Origin of the sequence: Flavobacterium sp. GCM10022190 (assembly GCF_042656445.1) — a bacterium.
Classification (GTDB): Bacteria; Bacteroidota; Bacteroidia; order Flavobacteriales; family Flavobacteriaceae; genus Flavobacterium; species Flavobacterium nitratireducens.
The window spans coordinates 1,612,218-1,628,243 of the sequence record NZ_JBHSOQ010000001.1; the positions used below are offsets into that span (position 1 = coordinate 1,612,218).

Sequence of the window (16,026 nt, forward strand, 5' to 3'; positions counted from 1 at the left end):
TACAATCATGAATCAATCAAGAAGAAAATTTATAAAAATAGGTGGATTAACCACAATAGCAGGATTTAGTGGTTTAGGGTTTACCTTACTTAGTTGTAGTAGCGATAGTAGTATTATCGATGAAAATAATAGCTTAAATATTTCAGGAGTTTCTATACCATCTTCTATCAATGTAGCAAAAGCTGGCGAGGTCATGCTAACAGGAAAAGGGTTTAGAGTTGGCGATACAATGGAGTTTGAATCGTTAATTAATAAAAATATAATTTTCAAAGGAACTGTGGTTTCTGTAACCGAGAATACATTTACGTTTTCAGTACCTTCTGATTTTGAATCAGGAAACTACAAAGTAAAAGTTATAAGAAACGCTCAAGCTCTTATTTTAGGGAATATACTTTTTAATGTTGTAGCGAATACGAACATACCTGATATTTCAGGTAAGAATATCAAAGGTGTCGTTTACAGTAATGGAAAAGGTGTTCCAGGAGTAGTGGTTTCTGATGGTTATGAAGTTACAGTTACTGACTCAGAAGGCCGATATTATTTATCATCATTAAAAAAAGCAGGTTTTGTTTTTATTTCCGTTCCAGGAAATTATGAAGTTATAAATACAGGAAGTGCTCCACAGTTTTTTAAAAGAGTAAGTAATAGTTTAGACGCTATTGAGCAACGAGATTTTTCGTTGTTAAAAGTAGATAATGATAAACATGTTGTGCTTTCCTTAGCTGATTGGCATTTGGCAAATAGAAACAACGATTTAGAGCAGTTTACTTCAAAAGTATTGCCTGATATCAATGCGACGATCAATAAATATTCATCAGATGGGACAAAAGTATACGCCTTAACATTGGGCGATTTGACTTGGGATGGCTATTGGTACAGTAATAATTTTGGATTAAATGAATATGTACCTTATATGAATAAAATAAACGCTCCAGTATTTAATCTTATTGGGAATCATGATAATGATCCCTACTTTGCTAACGACTGGGATGCGGAAAATAAATATAGAGATATTTTAGGACCAACTTATTATTCTTTCAATTTAGGGAAAGTACATTATGTGGTGCTAGATAGTGTGGAATACATCAATACTGGTGGAACACAGGGAACTATTGGGAGTCGTAATTACAGTGAGCGACTAACTAATAATCAGTTAGAATGGCTAAAAAAGGATTTGGCAACAATTACTGATAAGAGTACGCCTATCGTTTTGGCAATACATACGCCACTATACAAGCAACCATCATTAGATGCTAACGGTAATCAGATAAATACGGTTGATTTATTAAACGGAGATGTTTTAAAGAATATAGTAAGCGAATTTACAAAAGTTCATGTGTTGTCAGGTCATACGCATATTAATTACACAGTTGAAGAAGGTAATATTATGGAACATAACACAGCAGCTATTTGTGCCACTTGGTGGTGGACGGGTAAAAATGGTTATGCTAATAATCATATCTGTAAAGATGGAAGTCCTGGAGGTTATGGCATTTGGAAAATGAATGGCAACGATATCAAATGGCTGTATAAGAGTATTGGTTACACTGAAGATTATCAGTTTCGTGCTTACGATTTAAATAGTGTTCATATCACATCGGCTAAATATGCACCCAATTCAACCGATGCTCTATTAGCTCCATATTCGGATGTTTATGCCGCTCCAAGTTCTAATAACGAAGTATTAATTAATGTTTGGGGATATGATGTGCAATGGAAAATTGAAGTTACTGAAAACAATCAACCATTAAAGGTTAGTCGTGTTAAAGAAAAAGATCCGTTGCATATTATTTCATACGAAGCATTACGCTTAAATGCTGGTGCAACCCCAACAGATGCTTTTGAAACCGAAAAAACACCTCATTTTTTTAAAGTGAAAGCTACTACAGTTAATTCAACTTTGACAATAAAAGTGACGGACAGATTTGGTAATGTTTATACCGAAATTATGGAAAGACCAAAGGCATTAACCTTGGGGATGAAATAATGTTTTACTAAAAATAAATATAATGAAATACGTAAAAATAAAAATTGCCTTAGCTGTTTTTAGTACACTAAGTTATAATGCAATAGCACAGGATAAGGTTGTGGGCTATGTTTATAACGATCTTAACCAAAACAATAAGAAGGATAAAACAGAACAAGGTATCAGTAATGTAGCTGTGTCTAACGGAGAGCAGGTTGTACTTACTGATAGTAATGGTAAATACGAACTTCCATTAGGAATCGATAATATTATTTCTGTAATAAAACCTACGGGATACCAAGTTGCAGTAGACAAGAATAACTTGCCAAAGTTCTTTTACAACTATAAACCCAAAGGATCTCCACAATTAAAATTTAAAGGAGTCAGTCCAACAGGGAAATTACCCAAATCAGTCGATTTTGCTTTGATTAAAAAGGACGAAAGTAATGATTTCACAACCTTGGTTTTTGGAGACCCACAACCTTATACTTTAGAGGAAGTAGAATATTTTAAAAAGGGAATTGTTGAGGAAGTTAAAGACATTAAAAATATTCCTTTCGGAATCAGTTTGGGCGATTTAGTAGGGAACGATTTAGATCTATTCAATCCTTATATTGAAGCTGTAAAAGCAGTAGGAGTGCCTTGGTATAATGTGATGGGGAACCATGACATGAACTTTGATGCTACTACAGATAAATGGAGTGATGAAACTTATGAAGCGCATTTTGGTCCGGCAAATTATGCATTTAATTATGGGAAAGTGCATTTTATAGTTTTAGATGATATTTTATACCCTGATCCGCGAGGATTGACACAATATTGGGGCGGTTTTCGTGAAGATCAAATCGCCTTTATAGAAAACGATTTAAAGTTTGTTCCTAAAGATTATCTAATCGTATTGGCTTTCCATATTCCTTTGAGTGAACCAGAAAATGATTCGTTTAGAGATTACGACAGAGATCGATTATTTAGTTTACTTAAAGACTACCCTAATACCTTATCTCTTTCGGCACATACTCACATTCAAAAACAGGATTTTTTTGCTAAAAAAGAAGGTTGGTTAAGAGAAAAACCGCACCATGAGTATAACGTTGGGACGACCTCTGGAGACTGGTATTCAGGTCAATTAAATGAGTTAGGGGTTCCTGTATCAACCATGCGTGATGGAACACCTAAAGGTTATGCTTTTATTCATTTTAAAGGCAATACATATACTGTTGAATACAAAGTAGCTGGAAAGCCAAAAGAATATCAAATGGAAATTTTTGCCCCAAAAGTTGTCGCCAAAGGGAAACGAACAAAATCAGGTATCTACGCTAATTTTTTTATGGGGAATGCACAGGATAAAGTAGTATTCAGAATAGATGATGGAGAATGGCAATCCATGACGCATGTGGAGGAATATGATCCGTCCTATGCGTCTTTAGTTAACCAATGGGATACGTCAGAAAAATTATTGCCAGGAAAGAGAGGTTCTAATCCTATTATTAGTAACCACCTTTGGAGAGGGAATATTCCAACCAAATTAAATGCAGGAGAACATACTATTGAAGTTAAGGCTAAAGATATGTTTGGTAACGAATTTACCCAAAAAAGCAGCTATAGAATTGAAGAGTCTTTAAATTAAACGTAAAAACATTACAAACTAAAACTTGCCTTTACAGAGGCAGGTTTTTTTAATTATGAAATTATGAAATGTATTAAAATCCTGTTGCTTTGGGTTGTTGTTACAATCGTTTCCTGTAAAGCTAAAAACGACAAAATAATTACTGAAAAGGATCGAAAAATTGAAATTCAAGGGCATCGTGGAGAGCGAGGGAATCAACCTGAAAATACTATCGAAGCATTTGTTGGAGCACTTCATAAAGGGGTTGATGTGTTGGAATTAGATGTTGTAATTTCCAAGGACCGAAAAGTAGTAGTATCTCACGAACTTTTTATGTCTTCGGAATATATGTCGAAACCTTCAGGTGAAGCTGTGAGTAAAGAAGAGGAAAAAAACTTCAATTTATATCAAATGACTTATGATAGCATTAAAGCATTTGATGGAGGTTCCAGAGGAAACTTAAAATTCCCTAATCAGCAAAAAAGGAAGACTTACAAACCGCTTTTAAGCGAAGTTTTTAAGGTAATTGAATCCGAAATTAAGACTAAAAAGTTAAATAAGGTAAAATACAACATTGAAATAAAATCAGAGAAAGAGGTGTATGGAATTTATCAGCCACAACCAGAGGAATTTGTTGATTTAGTCATGCAGCTTGTTAAGGATAATCACATGGAAAACCGAATCAATATTCAGTCTTTTGATCCTGTAATTTTGAATATTTTACACAAAAAGTATCCGAATATCGAAATAGCTTATTTGGTATCAAAAGGCAGTATTCAAGATAATTTAAAGCAACTTGATTTTAAACCCAACATTTACAGTCCCCATTTTAAATTAATCAACAATAAACAATCAGTTGATTCTTTGAAATCGATGAAAATAAAATTGATTCCGTGGACGGTAAATGAAGTTCAGGATATAAAACAACAAATTCAATTGGAGGTAAATGGTATTATAACCGATTATCCGGAAAGAGTAATGGGGCAAATGAAAAACTAGTCCTTAAGAACAGAGTTTATTGTTTTTAGACCAATTTTTTCCAACTATTTCTTAGTTTTGCCGTTATAATACTGATGACCCAATTAGAAAGGGTTTAGACTATTAAAGGATGATTTGAGGGTAAGAGGACGGTCTACGCGATTGTCATAAGATTTTTGAAATTTAGTCTAATTTTGTTGTTATTATTGAATCGAAGAAAATCTTAACGACCTTAAAGCTTAAATGAGAAAATCATATCAAATAACATTAATTGTGTTTTTATTGTTTATTGGAGACAGGTTTTTATTAATGTCAAGTCGATTAGATAATTTATGGGAATATGAAACCGGTTATTATATAGGTGATCCAATAGCTCTCGAACAAAATATTGTAGTTAAGAATAATTTCGAAATTAAAATTTCTAAAAACAATGATTCGGCTTCTTTTTATTTGTTAGGATGCTATTTTGGAGAATTAGTTTTATTAGAAAAAGAGAATTTAAAATACACTAGATATATAGCTCATCAAAGATAATATTTTGGAGAGTAAAAAAAAGGAAAACTATGAAATACAAAATGTTGGTCTTGGACATGGATGATACCCTGTTGAACGACGACCATATCATTTCGGAAGAAAACAGAGCCATGCTGGCAAAGGCAAAAGAAAAAGGAGTGAAAATCATTTTGGCTTCTGGCCGACCAACACCAGCGATGATTGAATATGCTAAGGATTTAGGATTGATGGATTCCTATATGATTTCGTTTAACGGCGCTGTAATTACCGATTTGAGTACCAATGAAGTGATTTTTGAGCAAAACTTAACGCAGGAGCAAATTCATACTTTGTATGATTATAGCAAAGCAAAAAATACGCATATCATTACTTATTTAGACGGAAAAGTCGTGAGCGAAACCCGTTCAGAATATATTGATGTGGAAATAAATATTACTGGACTGGAACACGAAGTAGTGCCTAATTTTAAAGAGCGTGTGCAAACTTCGGCAATTAAATGTATTTTGCTGGAAGAACCAAGTTATCTAAAAGAAGTAGAAGCCGATTTAAAAGCAGCCATGCCGCATTTAAGTGTGTGTATGTCAAAACCATTCTTCTTAGAAGCTGCTCAAACCGGAATTGACAAAGGAGCTAGCGTTAAATTTTTAGCTGAAAAGTTAAATATTGCACAAGCTGAAGTCATTGCAGTGGGTAACGCTGGAAACGATTTATCAATGATTGAATATGCAGGTTTGGGTGTTTGGGTAGATAATGTGGATGCGCATTTAAGAGACAAAGGCGATGTGGTGGTAGCTTCTAACAACGACCACGGTGTAGCTGAAGTAATCCAACGTTTTATCCTGGCTTAAGATTTTATATTTCTATTTAAAAACCATTAAACAATTAAGGGATTTTTAAGTGTAAGACTTAATAAACTCAATTGCTAAATGGTTTTTTTCAATTTGTGGTCTTTGCGAGCGATAGCGTGGCAATCTCATCAAGTATTTCTAGAAAGTATTTAAGTGAAGTATCTATTATATGTTGATGAATATCTTAGACGGCACGAGCGTGACGCTTGCACTAGCATGGAATAAATTGTATTTATAATGTATTAATCAAATCCTTCTTCTGAATAATACCATCTGTCATCCAGTTGTTTAATGGTATAAGAAGCATTTGGAATATTTTGATTTCCATAGTTTTTTGGGATTTTATGAAAATCATAAATAATCCTTTTCTCGGAATCAAATATGTTGTTTGCTTTTTTTATAAAAATAATTAGGCTGTCATTTTCTTCTGTTAATCCCGTATATGAAGGATTCTTTTTAGTCCCATTTTTAATTACCAAATCAATATCTAAATCTTTAATCATAATTTCATCAATATCATCTCTATGATAAGAGCCATCAGGGTATTTTTTGATTTTAGATACTAAATTATTCAATTCAACTTTATACTTTAAAACGCTGTTTTCATCAAATGAATTACAGGAGATGAGAGCGAATATAATAAGGGATGAAATGATTTTTTTCATAAAGTTTGTATTGTCAACTGAAGTATTGATCATAAATAGGAAGTCTATTTAATGATTATTTTTAGTGTTTTAGATTGATTGTTTTCGATGTTTTTTACAATGAGAAAATACAAACCTGATTGTTGATTGCTAATATCTATTTTGTTTTTTTCATCAGTAAGTTGTCCTTCTAAAATAAGTTTATTAGAACTGTTGAATAGCTGAAAACTAGATTTTTTATTTGTTTCAACATTGATATAAGCTACAGCTGGATTTGGATAGGCTTTCACTGAATATTCTAAATTTTCAGAATCATCTTCATCTTTTTCAGTGACTAATTCGTTTTTTGAAATAGTATTTATTGTTGATTTTGGTTGGATAAGTGTATCGGGAACCGTATTGTTCATTATGATTGTAAACAATTTTTTTAATTCGATTTTGTTAGTCTTTAATCTAATTACAGATGTATCTGAATTGATAGATACCAATTCTTTTTTATAAACCCCTTTTAAAATGTTTTCATCCACAGCGAAATATTGTGGAAGAAAATCTAGTCCGTAAATCAAATCTCTTTTTATTTTGAATGCACTAATGTAATAGCTAGTGTCGTTAACTTTGTGATTGAAATAGTAGTAGTCTCTATATTTACATACTTTGCCATAGAAAAGGGTATCTCCTTCTTTAGAGGTTATTAAATTAGTATATTTGTTTGATTTGATATTTAAAACTAAGGTGTCATTGTATTTTTTGACTAACAATGTTTCGCCGAAAATTCTATCGAGTTGTTTGTTATTTTTAGGGAAAGGAGAATCGAAGGTGCTTTTAGGTGATTCCAGACTAGCCTCTTCTGCTTTTTTGCATGAGATTACAACCATAAGTAATAAAAATAAATATTTGAAGAGTTTCATAGAATTGTACTAAGGTTGATTATTGAGTTATTTCAAATATATAGAAAAAAACTACAAAATACTCTTTTGGATTCAAATTTTTCTCACTAAAAGAGACCGCGTGAGGGATGGAAGCGGCATCTCCCGATTTTTAAAAACAAGGCTAATGCCGTAGTTTTTTTAATCGGGAATATAGCGGACAGCCCGACCCGAAAGTGGCGAGGAAGCATGACGAAGCCATCTGGAGGGACACGCCCATAACCTAAATTAGAATAAAATAAAATTCCTTGTACAGTTGCTTTATTTGTTTGTAAATTTGCACACGCTATTTTTTTGACAACGATTTCATTAGATAGCGCTTACTTATGGAAAAAAGAAAAAAAGTGGCCTTCTATACCTTAGGCTGTAAACTGAATTTTTCAGAAACTTCGACAATTGCCCGTAACTTACAGGACGAAGGTTTTGACCGTGTGGATTTTGAGGAAGTGGCGGATATGTATGTCATCAACACTTGCTCGGTTACCGAAAATGCCGATAAACAATTTAAACAAGTCGTGCGCAAAGCAATGAAGCTCAATGATAAGGCTTTTGTTGCTGCGGTGGGTTGTTATGCCCAATTGAAACCCGAAGAATTGGCCGCTGTTGATGGTGTGGACTTGGTTCTGGGAGCGACGGAGAAATTCAAACTGAACGATTACATCAATGATTTGTCTAAAAATGATATGGGTGAGGTGCACTCTTGCGAGATTGCCGAAGCCGATTTTTATGTAGGCAGTTATTCTATTGGCGACCGTACCCGTGCTTTCTTGAAAGTGCAGGATGGTTGCGATTATAAATGTACCTATTGTACGATTCCGCTGGCGAGAGGGATTTCTCGTAGTGACGAATTGCAAAATGTACTGAAAAATGCCAAAGAAATTTCGGCGCAAAATATCAAAGAAATTGTTCTTACCGGAGTAAACATTGGTGATTACGGTAAGGGAGAATTTGGTAACAAAAAACACGAACATACCTTCTTGGAATTAGTTCAGGCTTTGGATGAGGTAGAAGGAATCGAAAGATTGCGTATTTCGTCTATCGAGCCAAATTTGTTGAAGAACGAAACGATTGAGTTTGTTTCGAAAAGTAGAACTTTTGTTCCGCATTTTCATATTCCGCTACAATCAGGAAGCAATGATATTCTGAAACTGATGAAACGCCGTTATTTGCGTGAGGTGTATACCGAAAGAGTGAGTAAAATTCGAGAAGTGATGCCGCATGCTTGTATTGGGGTGGATGTGATTGTTGGTTTCCCTGGAGAAACGGATGAACATTTCTTAGAAACCTATCATTTCCTGAATGATTTGGATATTTCGTATTTACACGTTTTCACGTATTCGGAGCGTGATAATACCGAAGCAGCTGCCATGCCGGGAGTGGTTCCGGGTAATGTACGCGCGAAACGTAGCAAAATGTTGCGCAGTTTATCGGTTAAAAAACGCCGTGCTTTCTATGAAAGTCAGTTAGGTACTAACAGAACCGTTCTTTTTGAAGGAGAAAATAAGGAAGGTTACATCCACGGATTTACGGAGAATTATGTAAAGGTAAAAACGCCTTGGAATCCGGAATTGGTAAATACTTTACACGAAGTAAACTTAACACATATTGACGAAGACGGAAGCGTACGAATGGAATTCGTTTCGGCTTTAGTTTAGTTTTTTCTAAATATTTTAAACCATTAAGGGATTAAGGTAATTAAGTGTAGGGCTTAATCAACTTAACTTCTTAATGGTTTTTTTTAAGCCACAGATTTTAAAGATTAGCACAGATTATTTTAATCCTTTTAATATGTGGCAATAGTTTTATTGAACGGCTTCAACTAATCGTACAAATTCGGCTTTGTAGCCTTCTGGGTCTTTAGAAAGTGCTTGTTTGGATAGTTTTACAATTTCGTTGCGGTTTTTGTCCGGAACTAATTTGGAATCTCTTAATTTCAATCCAAACCAAGCTACTGCTGCGCTGAATTTGAAATCTTCAGTTGTTGTCGCTAAACTTTTGTTTTTGTCTTCAATGGTCTGAATCATTTCGATACTTTTTTCACCATCCGGTTTTTTGTAGCGGAATTTGATAGTCGCCAATTCATTGCTGTAATTTCCAGTACTCACCGCTTTTGTATATTTTAAATCAGAAGCAGTATAGTCGCTTTCAATTCCGGTTGGAATGATTTCGTATAAAGCGGTTACGCTATGTCCGCTGCCTAATTCTCCTGCATCAATGGCGTCATTTTTAAAATCTTCGGGACGTAATTTTCGGTTTTCGTAGCCAATTAATCGGTAAGATTGTACGTGTTTTGGGTTGAATTCAATCTGAATTTTTACATCTTTGGCAATGGCAAACATCGAACCTTTGAATTCTTTTCCTAAAAAGCGATTGGCTTCCTGAATGTTATCGATATAGGCGTAGTTTCCGTTGCCTTTATTGGCTAGAATTTCCATTTTACTGTCTTTGTAATTCCCCATTCCGTAGCCTAAACAGGTTAGGAATACACCTGATTTTCTTTTTTCTTCAATCAATGTTTCCATGTCTTTGTTAGAGGAAACACCCACATTAAAATCGCCATCAGTTGCCAGAATGACACGGTTGTTTCCGCCTTGGATAAAGTGGGCTATGGCAGTTTTGTATGCCAATTCAATTCCGGCTCCTCCCGCAGTACTGCCACCTGCATTCAAATTGTCCAGCGCATCAATTATGGTTTGTTTTTGATCTCCCGATGTTGGAGGCAAAACCATTCCTGCTGCTCCGGCATAGACCACCATAGCTACTTTATCTTCTTTTCGTAATTCGTTTACTAAAATTTTCATCGATTGTTTCAATAAAGGCAATTTGTTAGGATCACTCATAGAACCCGACACATCAATAAGGAAAACCAAATTCGAAGCTGGTAAATTATCGGTTGGAATGTTTTTTCCCTGTAAACCAATTTTTAACAAACGGTGTTTGCTGTTCCAAGGGCAATCGCTGTATTCTGTATTGATTGAAAAAGGATGATTGTCTTTAGGTTGCGGATAGCTGTATTTGAAGAAGTTCATCATTTCTTCAATTCTCACCGCATCTTTAGGAACTTTTTGTCCGTTATTGATAAAACGACGAATATTGGTGTAAGAAGCATTATCTACATCAATAGAAAAAGTAGAAAGCGGTGCGTTTTTAGGTGTTTCAAACTGGTTTTCTACAAATTCTTCATAATCTTCTTGGTTAGGAATGCTAGGATTGAGAATGACTGTATCTCTGTTATTGTACCTTCTTTTGGATTCAGCTTTTGCTTTAGCAGGAGCGACCATCATTGTCGTACTGACATTTTTGCTTAAAGTAGTAGCAGCATATTCTTTTTTATCATAAACAACTGAGGCTTTAGGGTTAGAATTTCTTTTTCGTGATGTTCCATATCCAACAACGACAATTTCTTGTAATGATGAGGTTTCACTTTTTAAACTGATATTGATTATTTGAGAATTTTCAATTTTTACCTCTTTGGTTTGATAACCGAGATAGCTACAGACTAATATTTTTCCTTTTTGAGCCTGGATGGAATAATGCCCGTTAAAATCCGTCAGAGTAGCTATTTTAGTTCCTTTAATTGTAACGGAAACAGCAGGAAGAGCGAAGCCATCCGTCTGGTCAGTTATCGTTCCGGTAATGGTGATTTCTTGTCCAAAACTTAGGATAGAAAAGAGCATAGCAAGGGCTAATGAAATAGATTTTAGACTTTTCATGATAATAATTTTTAAAATGTTTGACAGTATTTTTGCGAATTAACGCTTCAGTGGAATTCCGTTTTTCGTGGTAATAATGATGACTTTGTTTTTACCTTTTTCTCCATATTTTGCAATGGATTCTTTTTTCGATAAAACCTTAAGGCTTTCAATTTTTTGCTCACTCAAAGGTGCATAGGGACTTGTAACATTAGAACCAAACAAAGAGGCTTCAGGATACTCTTCTTCATTGATAATATACAAAGCATCTTTAATATGTGGAACTGTTATTACTTTTTCATTCTTATAAAATTTTGTAGTTCCATATTTGGCAATTGGAGCTGCATTTTTTGCCTGTTTTTTTCGCGCTGTTCCATAACCCACAACCACCACTTCGTTCAAAGCATCGGAGCTAGGAGAGAGTTTAGTATTCAATTCATTCGATTTGCTAACTGTTGCATAAGCATTTTTATAACCTATGGTGCTGAATATAAGTTGTTCACCTTTTTCTGCTTCAATCGAATATTTTCCTTCCAAATCAGTAACAGTACCTTTATTTTTTCCTTTGATTTGAACAACAGCTCCAGGGATAGGTAAATTATCTTTTTCATCTACAATAACACCAGTAATTGTTTTTACAGTTTTTTGATCGGCAACAGCCATTTTTGCGGTTTCTTTTAATTCACTGGTAGTAGGAGCTAAACTTTTGGACATCATTTTATCCTTCAATGCTACCACCGCATAATCAGGTGCTTTCTGAATTGAAGAAGTATCAGAAAGTTGTTGAACTTCAACTGTTGTGGTTGTTATTGCCGTACAAGGTTCGTCCGGTGTTTTGATAGTTGTTTCATTCGAAACTACTGGGTTTTTCTTGCTTAATTGTTTTTGCAAAATTTCCGATGCTTCTGCTTTGATGTTTTCAGAAGGAAGTACACTATCAGTAGTAATTTCGTTTTTTTGAAGCACTACTTTGTTTTGTATGCTTTGTGTTGGTGCTTCAATTTGAGAATCTGTTTTAAGAAATTGGTAACCCAAGGAAACAAAGAGCAATAGCGAAGCCGTAATCGCTAACTTTTTCCAAAGAACAATTGCTTTTTTATCTTCTTTTTTATCGAGTTTTTCTTCCACACGAGCCCAAACCTTATCCATTGCTGGAAAATCTTGTTGCTCGGCATTTTGGGCAGCATTTTTGATTTTAGTAAATATTTTATCTTGATTGTCCATGACTAATTCGATTTTTGGTAATACAGACCGTTTACTAATTCCTTTAATTTGGTTTTAGCAGCATTCAGTTGTGATTTGGATGTACCTTCAGAAATGTTGAGCATGCTAGCTATTTCTTTGTGATTGTAACCTTCAATTACAAAGAGGTTAAAAATAGTCTTGCATCCCTCAGGGATATGATGAAGTAAATCCAGTAAATCTTCTTCTTCAAGTTGGGTTACTTCTTGTGTATAAGGTTGCGAAAGCGTTTTTACATCATCGAGATACATGTTGAAGTTGGTTTTCTTTTTAATAGTAGCCAAACATTGGTTGACCGCTATTTTTCTAGCCCAGGCTTCAAAAGCGCCAATTTCTTTCAATTGGTCCAGTTTCGTGAAAATAATATAAAAAGCATCTGCTAAGGCTTCCTCAATTTCTTCTTCCTGTTTCAAATAGCGTTTGCAGCTAGCGTAGAGTTTTGGCGCCAAAAGCTCATACAGCTGACGCTGGGCATCGCGTTGCATTTTTTTACAGGCTAGTATTAAATTTTCGTTTATCACAATATGATCTTTACTAGTAAAGAGGGTTAAAAAAGGAAAAAGGTTGGGACGGTAGTCAATTTTTTTTCAAAATAAAATATTTTTTATTCTAATAATGAGGTTTTGAGTTGATTGGTTTTATTTTTTTACCATATACCCGCCTGCTGGCGAGGCAGGAGTCATATAAGTATTTTAAAGTGTTGAGATACAGTTAAGCTTAAATAGTAAAGTACAAATAAGTTTAAACCATTAAGTTAAGGGAATTAAGTGTAGCGCTTAATAAACTTAACTTAATGGTTTTTGATTTTGAAATACATATCCGCCTGACGGTGAGGCAGGAGTCATATAAGTCTTCAAAAGAGAAAACTTATATGACTCCTGCCTGTCGGCAGACAGGTATATGTTTAATTACAATTTAAGGATTAGTAGACCAAATGCTACTGTTTTTGATAAAAACACGTCGGTTTAGTTTGAGTTGTGCTATAATTAACTCGGCCATATCCTCAGATTGCATTACTTTTTCAGGGTTTCCATCCGTTAGATTGAGGTTTTTAGCCATATCAGTTGCAACGGTACTAGGAGTTAATGCAGTAACACGAATGTTGTATTTACGCATTTCTTGCATTAAAGAATCAGTCATGCCTAGCAAAGCAAATTTAGAGGCACTATAAGCACTGGTCATCGCATTTCCGGCTAATCCAGCTGTGGATGAAATATTGATAATGTCTCCGGTTTGTCTTTCCATCATACCAGGAAGTACGGCTCTGGTTACATAATAAGCTCCCATAAGGTTTACTTGTATGATACGTTCCCATTCTTTAGGCTCTAATTCTAAAAATTTCCCAAAAGCAGCTATTCCAGCATTATTCACTACAATGTCTATAGTTTTAAATTCAGCTAATGCTTTTTCTACAGCGGCATTTACTGAATCGATATCGGCAACATCAGCCGTTAAGGCTAATGCTTTTACCCTAAGTGAACGTGCTTTGGCTGCTACATTGTCAATTTCTTCCTGAGTTCTAGCTATTAAAATAACATTCACGCCTTCTTTGGCTAAAGCCAAAGCGATTGCTTTTCCTATTCCTTTTCCAGCACCTGTAATCAGGGCATTTTTATTTTTTAAATCGGTCATGATGTTTTGAGATTGATTGAATTTTTATAAACGTTAAAGATAATAGAATAGAAGACAAAATGGCTGTTAATGCTTTATTAAAGAATTAAATTATTGTTTATAATCCTTATATTTGAGAATATCTATTAAATCAGACTCCATGAAATCAATTGATCCAGAAGAATTTAAAGTAACCGTTCCTATTAAGCTATCTGAAATCCCTACGAATTTAAACAACAAAGCGAGTGACGATGATAAGGAAGAAAAGCTAGAAAAAGTTCAGGAAAAATTAAGTGCTTTGCAGGATGTGATGTATGCCCATAACCGTTATGGGGTTTTAATTTGTTTGCAGGGAATGGATACTTCGGGAAAAGATAGTTTGATTCGTGAAGTTTTTAAGGAATTTAATCCGCGTGGGGTAGTGGTTCATAGTTTTAAAACACCTAATTCAACCGAATTAGAACATGATTATTTGTGGAGGCATTATTTGGCTTTGCCGGAAAAAGGAAAGTTTGCTGTTTTTAACCGTACCCATTATGAAAATGTTTTGGTTACTCGTGTGCATCCCGAATATGTTTTAAATGAAAATTTACCCGGAATCGAAAAAATGGAAGATATTACGCCTGAATTTTGGAAAAGTCGAATGGAGCAAATTCGGAATTTTGAAAAACACATTTCTCAAAATGGTACTATTGTGTTCAAATTTTATTTTCATTTGAGTAAAGAAGAACAACGAATACGTCTGTTACGCCGTTTAGAAAACAGGGAACATCATTGGAAATTTTCGCCAGGGGATTTAAAAGAGCGTGAACATTGGGATACTTATATGCAATACTACGAAGAAGCCATCAATAAAACGGCAACTGAAAATGCACCTTGGTACATTGTCCCAGCAGATGATAAAGAAATGGCACGATATATTGTCGCTAAAATTATTTGGGAGGAATTACAAAAACGAACCGATATTAAAGTCCCCGATTTAGAAGAAAAAGTAAAAGCTAATTTTGATAGTTATAAAGAACAGTTAGCAAAAGAATAAGGCTTTAAGCCTTATATTTCGGGATAGTCACATTTTTATTTTACCGCAAATTCCCAAATTATATAAGTGTAATTTGCAAATTTGCGGTGATTTTAAAACTAACAGCTTTCAAAAAATGGTTTGTTTTTATAGCTATTACAATTTAAAGCCATATGCCAGTCTCAGAGATACCTGTCCGGCGCCTTTTCCTGGAGTACCATCCGTATTGATGGTTGGAAAATCAGAATAATGTTCGTAACGAGCAGAAATGTCGATGTATTTATTCGCATAACCTATACCTGGAGAGAGTAATAAGGAAGTTTTTTTGTAATTATTTGTTACAGGTATTGCAGCTCCAGCTTCTCCTGTTAGATAAAATTGATCATTCCACACAAAGGCTTTAAGACCAGCTTTGGCTGGAATAAAACCTAAATCTTTTCCATCACTCTCGCTTACAAATAAGTTAGTATAACCTGTTGTTAGGGTTATAGAATACCGCTTGCTAAGATCGTATTGCAATCTTGCATCACCTCCAAGGGTTAATTTATAGGGGTTTTCGGTAGCATAACCCGCATTAAGACCAAAGCCTAATCGAAATCCTTGATCGTATTTCGGTGTTTCTTGGGCATTAACTCCGTTAAATGAGCATAAAGCAAGGGCAAGCATTATCGCTGCCGTAAGTTTTTGTGTTGTTTTCATAATTTGGGGGTTTTAAACGTTACTAAATTGATTTTACAAATTGAAACTTTTACTTATTTACTAAGGCTAATAAACGTTTGATCTTTTGTTATTGGTATAAAATAGACCTTTTTAGGGCTGTTAAAAAAAATATAATTTAGTTAGTAGTGTGATTTACAGTCGATTAATATGTTGAGGTGACTTGCTAATTTTTACTCCGTTAATAGTATTGTGTTCTAAATATTAATGTTAAATAAACTTGCTATCGATTTGCTTCTGCTTACCTTTGTCGCCCAAAAAAATG

Annotated in this window: 14 protein-coding genes; 7 read left to right on the plus strand and 7 right to left on the minus strand. The window is 34.4% G+C overall.

Going from position 1 to position 16,026, the window contains the following annotated elements:
• The first annotated feature begins 7 nt into the window (after positions 1-7).
• The 5 genes from ACFPTQ_RS06660 (at position 8) to ACFPTQ_RS06680 (ending at position 5,911) form a co-directional block, all read left to right on the plus strand.
• The gene (locus tag ACFPTQ_RS06660) at positions 8-1,987 is read left to right on the plus strand and encodes a calcineurin-like phosphoesterase C-terminal domain-containing protein (RefSeq protein WP_379775373.1); all 1,980 of its coding nucleotides are present in this window, start codon (positions 8-10) and stop codon (positions 1,985-1,987) included.
• Positions 1,988-2,009: 22 nt separating this feature from the next.
• Positions 2,010-3,593 (plus strand): calcineurin-like phosphoesterase C-terminal domain-containing protein, encoded by a 1,584-nt coding sequence (locus tag ACFPTQ_RS06665; protein ID WP_379775376.1) that lies wholly within the window; start codon positions 2,010-2,012, stop codon positions 3,591-3,593.
• A 63-nt stretch (positions 3,594-3,656) separates the two neighbouring features.
• Positions 3,657-4,571, plus strand: a complete 915-nt coding sequence (locus ACFPTQ_RS06670) for a glycerophosphodiester phosphodiesterase family protein (protein WP_379775379.1) — start codon at positions 3,657-3,659, stop codon at positions 4,569-4,571.
• Positions 4,572-4,793: 222 nt separating this feature from the next.
• The gene (locus ACFPTQ_RS06675; protein WP_379775381.1) at positions 4,794-5,084 is read left to right on the plus strand and encodes a hypothetical protein; all 291 of its coding nucleotides are present in this window, start codon (positions 4,794-4,796) and stop codon (positions 5,082-5,084) included.
• Positions 5,085-5,113: 29 nt separating this feature from the next.
• Positions 5,114-5,911: a Cof-type HAD-IIB family hydrolase gene (locus ACFPTQ_RS06680; RefSeq protein ID WP_379775383.1), complete on the plus strand. Its 798-nt coding sequence runs from the start codon at positions 5,114-5,116 to the stop codon at positions 5,909-5,911.
• A 242-nt stretch (positions 5,912-6,153) separates the two neighbouring features.
• Here ACFPTQ_RS06680 and ACFPTQ_RS06685 read toward each other — a convergent pair whose 3' ends face one another.
• On the minus strand, positions 6,154-6,576 hold the full coding sequence (locus ACFPTQ_RS06685; protein ID WP_379775385.1) for a hypothetical protein: 423 nt from the start codon (positions 6,574-6,576) through the stop codon (positions 6,154-6,156).
• A gap of 44 nt (positions 6,577-6,620) precedes the next feature.
• Entirely contained in the window at positions 6,621-7,430 is an 810-nt protein-coding gene (locus ACFPTQ_RS06690; protein WP_379775387.1) for a T9SS type A sorting domain-containing protein, read from the minus strand.
• A 377-nt stretch (positions 7,431-7,807) separates the two neighbouring features.
• Between ACFPTQ_RS06690 and mtaB the strand changes: the two genes are divergently transcribed.
• Complete coding sequence (mtaB, locus tag ACFPTQ_RS06695) at positions 7,808-9,136, plus strand: tRNA (N(6)-L-threonylcarbamoyladenosine(37)-C(2))-methylthiotransferase MtaB (RefSeq protein ID WP_379775389.1); 1,329 nt, start codon at positions 7,808-7,810, stop codon at positions 9,134-9,136.
• A gap of 147 nt (positions 9,137-9,283) precedes the next feature.
• Here mtaB and ACFPTQ_RS06700 read toward each other — a convergent pair whose 3' ends face one another.
• From ACFPTQ_RS06700 to ACFPTQ_RS06715, 4 genes are all read right to left on the minus strand, one after another.
• Complete coding sequence (locus ACFPTQ_RS06700; RefSeq protein ID WP_379775392.1) at positions 9,284-11,194, minus strand: vWA domain-containing protein; 1,911 nt, start codon at positions 11,192-11,194, stop codon at positions 9,284-9,286.
• A gap of 39 nt (positions 11,195-11,233) precedes the next feature.
• Entirely contained in the window at positions 11,234-12,397 is a 1,164-nt protein-coding gene (locus ACFPTQ_RS06705; protein ID WP_379775394.1) for a carboxypeptidase-like regulatory domain-containing protein, read from the minus strand.
• A 2-nt stretch (positions 12,398-12,399) separates the two neighbouring features.
• Complete coding sequence (locus tag ACFPTQ_RS06710) at positions 12,400-12,900, minus strand: RNA polymerase sigma factor (RefSeq protein WP_379775396.1); 501 nt, start codon at positions 12,898-12,900, stop codon at positions 12,400-12,402.
• Between the two features lie 430 nt (positions 12,901-13,330).
• A complete protein-coding gene (locus ACFPTQ_RS06715; protein WP_379775398.1) occupies positions 13,331-14,047 on the minus strand; it encodes a 3-ketoacyl-ACP reductase in 717 nt (238 codons plus the stop codon).
• A 139-nt stretch (positions 14,048-14,186) separates the two neighbouring features.
• Between ACFPTQ_RS06715 and ACFPTQ_RS06720 the strand changes: the two genes are divergently transcribed.
• Complete coding sequence (locus tag ACFPTQ_RS06720) at positions 14,187-15,065, plus strand: PPK2 family polyphosphate kinase (RefSeq protein WP_379775400.1); 879 nt, start codon at positions 14,187-14,189, stop codon at positions 15,063-15,065.
• A 135-nt stretch (positions 15,066-15,200) separates the two neighbouring features.
• On the opposite strand, the gene ACFPTQ_RS06725 is transcribed toward ACFPTQ_RS06720, so the two are convergent.
• On the minus strand, positions 15,201-15,743 hold the full coding sequence (locus ACFPTQ_RS06725) for a hypothetical protein (protein ID WP_379775402.1): 543 nt from the start codon (positions 15,741-15,743) through the stop codon (positions 15,201-15,203).
• Positions 15,744-16,026: the final 283 nt, after the last annotated feature.